The following is an 8,126-nucleotide window of genomic DNA, read 5'->3' on the forward strand; positions in this document are numbered from 1 at the left end:
TGTCGATGGCGAGAAAATGCCCGGCGCCGCGTTTTTTCCCGACGCGAAGCTGAACTTCGCCGAGAACCTCTTGAAGAAAACCGGGCCCAGTGACGCCATCGTCTTTCGCGGCGAGGACAAGGTCGAGCGCCGGCTTTCCTGGAATGAACTGCATGCGCTGACCTCGCGGCTGCAGCAGCTTTTCCTGTCGCTTGGGGTGAAAAAGGGCGACCGCATCGCCGCCATGATGCCCAACATGCCTGAGACCGTGGCCGCCATGCTGGCGACAGCCTCGATCGGCGCCGTCTGGTCGTCCTGCTCTCCCGATTTCGGCGAACAGGGTGTGCTGGACCGGTTCGGCCAGATCGAACCTGTCGTTTTCGTCGCGCCTGACGGCTATTGGTACAATGGCAAAGCGATCGAGGTCGCCGACAAGATCGCTGCCGTTGCGGCAAAGCTTCCCACCGTCCGCAAAGTCCTGATCGTCGATTATCTCGGCACGTCGACCGATGTCGCGGCGACCGTCGAGAAGGCGTTTGCGCTGGACGAGGCACTCTCGCCTTTCGCGGCCAAGCCGGTCAACTTCGAGAGGTTGCCGTTCGCGCATCCGCTCTACATCCTGTTTTCTTCCGGAACCACCGGCGTCCCCAAATGCATCGTCCATTCGGTCGGCGGAACGCTGATCCAGCATGTCAAGGAAGAGCGGCTTCACGCAGGCCTGCTCGACGGCGACCGCTTCTTCTATTTCACCACCTGCGGCTGGATGATGTGGAACTGGCTGGTATCAGGCCTGGCGTCGGGCGCAACCCTTCTGCTTTACGATGGCTCGCCCTTCTACCCCGACGGCAATGTGCTGTTCGATTTTGCCGATGCCGACAAGATGACCTATTTCGGCACCTCGGCCAAATTCATCGATTCCGTGCGCAAGGCCGGCCTCAGACCGATCCGCACGCATGATCTTTCCAGCGTGCGCACGATCTCCTCCACCGGCTCGCCACTGTCGCCTGAAGATTTTCGCTTCGTCTATGAAGGCATTAAGCACGACGTGCATCTCGCCTCGATCTCGGGCGGCACCGACATCGTCTCCTGCTTCGTGCTCGGCGTGCCGACGGAACCGGTATGGACCGGAGAGATCCAGGGGCCCGGTCTCGGTCTCGCGGTCGATGTCTGGGACGACGACGGCCACCCGCTCAGGCAGGAAAAGGGTGAGCTCGTCTGCACCAAGGCCTTTCCGGCAATGCCGATTGGCTTCTGGAACGATCCCGAAGGCAAGAAATACCACGCAGCCTATTTCGAGCGGTTCGACAATGTCTGGTGCCACGGCGACTTCGCTGAATGGACCGCTCATGGCGGCCTGATCATCCATGGCCGTTCCGATGCGACGCTCAATCCGGGCGGTGTGCGGATCGGCACGGCGGAGATCTACAATCAGGTCGAGCAAATGCCGGAAATCCTGGAAGCGCTGTGCATCGGCCAGGATTTCGACAATGACGTGCGCGTTGTGCTGTTCGTGCGGCTGGCTGCCGGCGTTGAACTCGACGCCGAGCTGGAAAAGCGCATCCGGGCGAAAATCCGCAGCGGGGCGAGCCCTCGCCACGTGCCGGCCAGGATCGTCGCCGTTACCGACATTCCACGCACCAAATCCGGCAAGATCACCGAACTCGCGGTGCGCGACATGGTGCATGGCCGCGCCATCAAGAACAAGGAGGCGCTGGCCAATCCCGAAGCGCTCGAGCTGTTCCGCGATTTGCCGCAGCTTGCCGACTAAGCAAACAGAGCGGTGCCGCCACTCGGCTCGATAGGTGCTGGTCGAGCATGGTTAATGAAATATCTCGCTCGAATTTACCTAGATTTCATGAGTGGTACACATTGGTAAACTTTCGGCGACGCCGGTAAGGTTTTGTTAAGGGCCGGCACCGATAGTCGTGCGTAACTTGAGGGAGAAATCCCGTTCCTCGAAATCCCCAGAGGATCTGAATTCGCTCAAGCCCCCGTTGTAACAGCAATCCCATCATTCAAGGCGTCCTGTTGGACGCCTTTTCTTTTAGATTAATCCGCGAGCACGCGGGTCGACGGAAAAGCGACTTCGACCAGAGTGCCCTCGCCGGGGGTCGAGTTGATGGTGAACCGGGCGCGGTTCGCCTCGACCATGGCCTTGGTCAGCGGCAGCCCGAGACCGGTGCCGTCGCCGCGCCCGCGCTTCAGCGCGTTGATCTGCTTGAACGGCTTCAGCGCTTGCTCGATCTCTGACTGGCTCATGCCGATGCCGGTGTCGCGCACGCGCATTACGACGTCGCCGGAGATCTCATAGGCGGTCGATACGATTACCTGGCCGCCGGCCTGCGTGTAGCGGATGGCATTCGACAGGATGTTCAGCGCGATCTGGCGCACGCTGCGCAGGTCGGCCACCACTTCCGGCAACCGTGATGCGAAGCTGGAGCGGATGATGACACGTTCGCGGTTGGCTTGCGGCTGCATCATCGCCACCGTCTCGGCCAGCGTGTCGTTGAGCGACACCGCCTCATAGGCCATCTCCTGCTGGCCAGCCTCGATTTTCGAGATGTCGAGCAGGTCGTTGACCAGGTCGAGCACGTGGTTGCCCGACCGGTTGATATCGCGCAGATAGTCGCGGTAGCGGTCATTGGCGACCGGTCCGAATTTCTCGTCGACCATCAGCTCGGAAAACCCGATGATAGCGTTGAGCGGCGTGCGGATCTCGTGGCTGATGCGGGCGAGGAAGTCGGTCTTCTGCGAGGAGGCGCGCTCGGCCACCGCGCGCGCCTGGGTCAGATCCTCTTCGGCCCGCTTCCACTGGGTGATGTCGCGCACCACCGCGCAGAACCCGCTGTCGTTGGGCAGCCTGCCGATGGTCATGAACAGCGGGATGAAGCGCCCCTGCGCCTCGCGTCCGATCACCTCGCGGCCGTCATTCATCACGCTCGCCACGCCGGGCTCGGACAGTCCGTCGAGATAGTCGCGTGCCGCGCGCTGGCTTTCGATCGCAAACAGCGAAAAGAAGGGTTTGCCGGTCACCTCGTCGCTGTCGAAACCGAACAGCGCTTCGGCCGGGCGGCTGATCGAGCGGATCGTTCCGTCACGGCCGATCAGCACGACACCGTCTGTCGCGGTGTCGATGATGGTGCGCATCTCGGCGATGCGCGCCTTGAGTTCGGAAACATCAGGCTGCGTCTGGTCGTCGGCGCCACCCTGCGGAATAGCTGCTGCCTCGTCGTCGCCGGAACGGCGCACGACCAGCATCAGCGCCTTGCCGCCACGCCACGGCACCGAGCGCAGAATAGCCTCGATCGGGAACTCCTGACCGTCATGCGTCTTCAACCGCAGCGCGTGATCGGTGCCGTCGGAGGCGCTGTCGTCATAAGGATCGGCAAACAGCGCGCCGAGGCCACCGGCATCCTCCAGATCGTCGAGCGTGTCATAGCCGGTCAGGCTGAGGAATTCCTCATTCGCATAGTGAAGATCGTCACCGGAATGGATGAGCAGGGGCACCGGCAGCTTGCCGAGAATCGAAATGTCCGCAGCGTTGTTGTCATCTGCGGTCGAAAAAGCCGATGGCACAAACCCTTCGAGCTTGAGCGGCGGCACCCGCAGGCGCGGCCGCTCGATGGGCGCCGGCTCCATGTCACCGGCAAGGCCGATGTCATCGGCTGACGAACGGGTTTCATCGTCATCGGATCGCGCCCAGTCCTCGCTGTCTTCTGCGTCACGGAAATCGGCAGCCGTCATGCTGTCGTCGTCTTCGGCGGTGATCGATCGACTGTCCGAGTCAGCGGGTTCAGCGATTTCTTGCGTCGCTCTGTCCGGCTCCGAAACCGGCGCACCGTCGCTGTTGTCGGCGACATAGTCCCGGTCGGCATAGTCGAGCAGCGAGCCTGAGATGTCGGGCACGGTTGATTCCGGCTGCTCGCCGTCGAGCCTTGCGACGTCCTTCTCGTCTTCGCCATCGGTTTCGGTCGGTTCCGCCGCAGCCGGCTGTTCGGTCGGGGGATTGTCCTTCTTGAGCCGCTCGCCGATCTCACGGAATGCACTGCGTTCCAGCGTCGATAGGCCTTTGTCGTTGGCCGGCTGCCTGTGCTCGGCCAACCGGATCACCTTGTCGGCAAAGCGCCGCTCCGGCTTCGGCACGATGGTCAGCGCCGGCACCTCGCCCTTGAATGGGTCGACTTCCTCAGGCGTTTCGGCGACTTCCGGCTCGACGGCTGCGGGGGCTTCAGCATTAGGGACAAGCGCCATGCCGATCGCTTCCGGATCGACCACCGCATCACTGGAGCGGGCCACGCCGAAACCGCGAAAACCTTCGAAGGCACGGCTTCGGCTGTAGACAGGCAGCGCCGCCAGGTCGACGGGTATCTTGAAATCGGTGCCGGCAACCGGCCACAGCACCGAGCGGCCGGACCAGGTGTCGCGTCGGTCGAGCAGGCCCGCGATCTCGCCGGACGCATCGAGGTCGAAGGTGGCCGCGACGTCCCTGAAGCGTCGGCCGATCACATCGGCGGCAGGCTTGCCGACGAGGTCCGCGAATTCCGGCGACAGGGCACTGAACCTGCCCTCGGCGTCGGTACGCCAGACGAAACGCAGCGGCGCTGCCGCCCGGTCGAGCGAGGGGATGGCACGGTCGGCCGGAGTGGTGGCCCTGGTGGTATCGTGCGCGGTATTCCCCGCCGAAGCGTCCGACACGGCCGGTGCCTCGACAGGCCCGGGCGCGTTTGGTGGGGCCGGTTCTTGTGTCTCATCCTCGCTGGCGCTGAAATACCAATGGTCATGCTGCGTGGGCGCTCCGCCGGTCGCGGGGCGGGCGCTATCGGCCGCTTCCAGGCTCTGCTCGGTCGCATCGGGCCCAGTCGAATCGAGTTGAGGCGAACCGTCCTGCTCCATCGACACCGAACTGTCTTCGCCGGCTGCCGGAGCAGTCTCCGTTGCCGCATCCGCCTTCGCGACTGTTGCCGGCGCGTTGTCCTGTTCTGCTTTTGGCTGGACTGCGGCATCGGCCGCCGCCGCGCCATAGGTGCGCTCGCCAGCCGAGGCTTCTTCGGAGTCAAGCTGGTTCTCGTCGATCACCACCAGCAGGTGCCGCTCATCCGTCAGCCGGGCGAGACCGGCCGGATAGGAAGTGGTGCCGCCTGGAACAAGGCGTTTGACGATGCGATCGCTCTCGTTCGCCACATCGGCCACAAGCGCTGCCAGCGTCTCGGGCAAGATGCCGAGCGCCGAAAAACCATCGGAAGCGGCCTCGATGTTGCCCTTGGCGTCGACGAAGGCGATGAAATGACCGTCTTCGGTAAAGCCGCTGATGGCCCGATCGGCGATCTCGGCAGCGCTGCGCGAGCCGGTCTGTGCCGCCGGCACCGCCAGCATGATCGCGTTTTCGCCGTCGGGCATCGTCACCGCGCTGGCCAGAAAGCCAACCGCGCGGCTGGTTAGGCCGGTTGCCAGCCGCACAGTGATGGCGCGGTCGCGGCCGATCTGTGGAAAACCGCTTGTCGCCATGATCTGGCGCCTGGCGATCAGCGGCAGCCCTGTCGAGGCGCCGATGATGGCCTCGATGTCGGGGTAGCCGAACACCGCCGCCCCTGGTCCGTTTGCCCAGATCACCTGTTCGAGGTCTGCCGACAAAAGGGCGATCGCGTCGCCGGCGGCAAAGCGCTGGCGGACAGCGTCGAGCACGGCGACGTCGAGGAAGGAGTAGTTTTCGGACGGCATGCGCTTGGCGGACCCTCTTGGCGAACCCTCACGGAACGGGCAATTTTCCAGTTAACGTTTTGTTAATAAAAGCCGACGGCGCGAAGGTCCACAAGCCATAGCGTGCAACCGCTGGAATCTCTGGGCTCGTGGTTAACGCAGGGAAAGAATTTTATGGTGCACTGCAACAAGGATATTGCAATGCACAAAATTTGCCTTTATATTGCCATCATACATGAACGAGACGGCTTTCTGTCAAAGCCGCTGCCACTGCAAAGGATGGAAAATGTCCAAGACCAAGACTGCCGAAACGATCGAAAACGTTGAATTCCCGAGCTTCGACGCTTCCAAGGCCACCGACCAGATCCGCGCTTTCGCCGAAAAGGGCGTCGAGCAGTCGAAAGAGGCCTATGCCAAGCTGAAGACCGGCGCAGAAGAGACCCAGAAGGCTCTGGAGTCGACCTTTGAGACCGCCAAGACCGTTTCCAACGACCTGTCGCTCAAGACCATCGCTGCTCTGCGCGCCAATACCGAAGCCGGCTTTTCGCATTTCGAAGCCCTGATCGGCGCCAAGTCGCTGTCGGAAGTCGTCGAGCTGCAGACCGCATTCCTGCGCAAGCGCGTCGAGATGGCCGTCGAGCAGGCAAAGGATTTCCAGACCGTCACCTCCAAGGCGGCCGAGGACGTCTCGAAGCCGATAAAGACCGCCTTCGAGAAGGCGATGAAGGAAATTAAGGCCGCCTAATATTTGCGCATATTTCGAAGATGCAACAAAAGGTCGCATTTCTTCGAATAGGATTATGTGAAATATAGTGGTCAAGCGAATACCTGGCGGGTGGAACCTCCTCCCTCTGCTCTCCGGGGTGACCAGCCAGCACCTCCTCCCGCTGGCTCGTAACAGGAAAAGGCCGGCACCTCCTCCCGCCGGCCTTTTTCTTTGCCCGGCGAAATATGATGCCGGTGCCGGAACGATCTTGCCTACAGCACGTCGTCTTGGACGCGCAAGGACGCTGTAGAACTTTGGATTTTGTGCATGATCCCCAGCGAAAATCGATTCTGATTTTCCGGGTCACGCGCGGCCAAAAGCCTTGAATTAAACTCCGATAGACCGTATGGACGCATCGCCGAACGACAGAGCGGGTTCCGGTGAATGAACGGTCCATCTCGATCCCGCTCGGGCAAACGTGCCGTTGTAGCTCAGATGGTTAGAGCGCCGGATTGTGGATCCGGAGGTCGCTGGTTCGATCCCAGCCAACGGTACCATCGGCTTGTCAGTTAAATCACTGAATTGTTAGGTGGCCGCGCCGCCTATGGGACAGCCGCAATCGTCGCCTGCAGCCACTGCGTGATGGCATCGAAAGCGATCGGTTTGGTCGTGTCGATGTCAAACAGCGGTCCGCGCCGCAGCGGCTCGGCGCGTTTGGCGAGTTCGATCAGTTCGGGGATGTAGGCCGCGCCCGGATGGCCGGCGGGGCGCTGGTCGAGCCGTGTGCGATAGCGCTCGGCCAGAACCTCGCCAGGCGCATGACACCAGATTTCGGCGGTCTGCTCTACGCCGGCCCTGCGCAGGTGATCCTCGAGCACCTGGCGCGGCTGGAAGCCGAACCAGGCATCGACGACAATAGTTGTGCCCGCCGGAGCTTCGCCGACGACCGACCAGATGGCTTGGTAACTGGCGCGGCCGAGCGTGCGGTTGAATTCACGATCGCCGCCGCCGAGCGCCTCGAGGAACGGGTTCTTGATCGTATCAAGCGTGAGCAACGGCCATCCCATCCGGTCGGCGATGCCGCGGGAGACCGTGCTTTTGCCGCTGGCAGGGATGCCGTTGACCAGCACGGCGCGCCTGGTGGGCACGGCATGCCGGCCGGGATCGAGCCGGGCGGACAGCAGGGACACCGACGACGCCTGTGTGACCGTCGCCTGCGCGGCGAGCGCTTGCAGACCGGCGCCGATGACACCGGCGTCGTCTCCGAGTTGCGCCGGTTCCACCGGGCATTGATACCAGGGAGCCAAAGCGGGAGCGCTGGCAAGTGCCCTGTGGGCCGCCGCGCCAAGTCCGCCGCCGAGCAGGACCAGATCGGGGGCGAACATGGCCACGGCCGAATCGATTGCCGCACGCAGCGGCCTGGCCCAGGCTTCCAGTATGCCGCGCGCCAGCGTGTCGCCGCCAGCATCCCGGGCAAAAAGCTGATCGATCGAAACATCCGGACCGAGGCCTGCCCGCGCGATGTGACGGCCAAGTGCGGTGCCTGAGCTGGTGGTTTCAACGCAGCCGCGCCGGCCGCAGACGCACGCTTCGCCTGATATGTCGACAGTGATATGTCCGAGCTGCCCCGCCGTCCCCTTGCCGCGGACGATCTGCCGGTCTTGAGCCACGGCACCACCAATGCCGGTGCCGATCGTGAACATGACGATGCTTTCGCGGCCTCTGGCGGCGCCGAGAGCCATTT

4 protein-coding genes and 1 tRNA gene are annotated in these 8,126 nt (G+C 62.8%); 3 read left to right on the forward strand and 2 right to left on the reverse strand.

The window, feature by feature from the left end; translation table 11 throughout:
• Nucleotides 1-1,747: acetoacetate--CoA ligase (locus tag E5W87_RS13345; RefSeq protein ID WP_292397879.1), on the forward strand; the 1,747-nt coding region annotated here is incomplete at its 5' end.
• A 281-nt stretch (nucleotides 1,748-2,028) separates the two neighbouring features.
• On the opposite strand, the gene E5W87_RS13350 is transcribed toward E5W87_RS13345, so the two are convergent.
• Complete coding sequence (locus E5W87_RS13350; RefSeq protein ID WP_292397882.1) at nucleotides 2,029-5,697, reverse strand: PAS domain S-box protein; 3,669 nt, start codon at nucleotides 5,695-5,697, stop codon at nucleotides 2,029-2,031.
• Between the two features lie 265 nt (nucleotides 5,698-5,962).
• Between E5W87_RS13350 and E5W87_RS13355 the strand changes: the two genes are divergently transcribed.
• The gene (locus tag E5W87_RS13355; RefSeq protein ID WP_292397883.1) at nucleotides 5,963-6,421 is read left to right on the forward strand and encodes a phasin; all 459 of its coding nucleotides are present in this window, start codon (nucleotides 5,963-5,965) and stop codon (nucleotides 6,419-6,421) included.
• A gap of 441 nt (nucleotides 6,422-6,862) precedes the next feature.
• A tRNA-His gene (locus E5W87_RS13360) sits at nucleotides 6,863-6,939 on the forward strand.
• Nucleotides 6,940-6,984: 45 nt separating this feature from the next.
• Here the strand turns inward: E5W87_RS13360 and E5W87_RS13365 are convergent.
• Nucleotides 6,985-8,126 (reverse strand): ROK family protein (locus tag E5W87_RS13365; RefSeq protein ID WP_292397886.1); only part of this gene is annotated, 1,142 nt, incomplete at its 5' end.

Origin of the sequence: Mesorhizobium sp. (genome assembly GCF_004962925.1) — a bacterium.
Taxonomy (GTDB): Bacteria; Pseudomonadota; Alphaproteobacteria; order Rhizobiales; family Rhizobiaceae; genus Mesorhizobium.

Coding starts and splice junctions, on each gene's coding strand:
- E5W87_RS13350 (WP_292397882.1), bottom strand. CDS start 5,697: ATGCCGTCCGAAAACTACTCCTTCCTCGACGTCGCCGTGCTCGACGCT.
- E5W87_RS13355 (WP_292397883.1), top strand. CDS start 5,963: ATGTCCAAGACCAAGACTGCCGAAACGATCGAAAACGTTGAATTCCCG.